1 rRNA gene (cut by a window edge) is annotated in these 1,390 nt (G+C 52.5%); it reads left to right on the top strand.

The window, feature by feature from the left end:
- A 23S ribosomal RNA gene (locus tag OM90_RS06375) occupies positions 1-1,366 on the top strand (its annotated part extends 1,076 nt beyond the left edge of the window); the annotation flags it as partial.
- Positions 1,367-1,390: the final 24 nt, after the last annotated feature.

Raw genomic sequence — 1,390 nt, 5'->3', positions numbered from 1 at the left:
CGATGGTGAAGTGTTAAGAGGACCGAAAAAGAAGTAGGGAAGTTGCCGAATCCACACTGCCGAGAAAAGCCGCTATAGATTTATTAGTACCCGTACCGTAAACCGACACAGGTGGATGAGGAGAGAATCCTAAGGCCGACGGGAGAAGCGTTGTTAAGGAACTCGGCAAAATGACCCCGTAACTTCGGGAGAAGGGGAGCCTACGTAAGTAGGCCGCAGAGAAAAGGCCCAAGCGACTGTTTAGCAAAAACACAGGTCTCTGCTAAACCGAAAGGTGAAGTATAGGGGCTGACGCCTGCCCGGTGCTGGAAGGTTAAGGGGAGGGCTTAGGAGGAATCCGAAGGTCTGAACTTAAGCCCCAGTAAACGGCGGCCGTAACTATAACGGTCCTAAGGTAGCGAAATTCCTTGTCGGGTAAGTTCCGACCCGCACGAAAGGCGTAACGATTTGGGCACTGTCTCGACAACGCGCCCGGTGAAATTGTAGTACCGGTGAAGATGCCGGTTACCCGCGACAGGACGGAAAGACCCCGTGGAGCTTTACTGCAGCTTGATACTGGAATTCGGTATCACATGTACAGGATAGGAGGGAGACTAAGAAGCTAGGACGCCAGTCTTGGTGGAGTCGCCGGTGGGATACCTCTCTTGTGGTACTGGATTTCTAACCTGGGTCCATAAGCTGGACTGGGGACAATGTCAGGCGGGCAGTTTGACTGGGGCGGTCGCCTCCGAAAGAGTAACGGAGGCGCTCAAAGGTAACCTCAGAATGGTTGGAAACCATTCGTAGAGTGCAAAGGCAGAAGGTTGCTTGACTGCGACAGGGACGTCTGGAGCAGGTACGAAAGTAGGACTTAGTGATCCGGTGGTAAGAAAGTGGGATTGCCATCGCTCAACGGATAAAAGCTACCCCGGGGATAACAGGCTTATCTCCCCCAAGAGTTCACATCGACGGGGAGGTTTGGCACCTCGATGTCGGCTCATCGCATCCTGGAGCTGTAGCAGGTTCCAAGGGTTGGGCTGTTCGCCCATTAAAGCGGTACGCGAGCTGGGTTCAGAACGTCGTGAGACAGTTCGGTCCCTATCCGTCGTGGGCGTAGGAAATTTGAGAGGAGCTGTCCTTAGTACGAGAGGACCGGGATGGACGAACCGCTGGTGCATCTGTTGTACTACCAAGTGCATAGCAGAGTAGCCAAGTTCGGAAGGGATAAACGCTGAAGGCATCTAAGCGTGAAGCCCCCCTCAAGATAAGATTTCCCATAGCGACAAGCTAGTAAGACCCCAGGGAGACTACCTGGTAGATAGGCCTAAGGTGTAAGCATGGTAACATGTTTAGCTGATAGGTACTAATAGGTCGAGGGCTTGACCTATAAAGCTCTAGTGTTTAGTTTTGA

The sequence above is a fragment of the Defluviitalea phaphyphila genome, from assembly GCF_001466305.1.
GTDB classification, from domain to species: Bacteria; Bacillota; Clostridia; order Lachnospirales; family Defluviitaleaceae; genus Defluviitalea_A; species Defluviitalea_A phaphyphila.
This window is presented reverse-complemented; position numbering and strand designations above follow the sequence as displayed.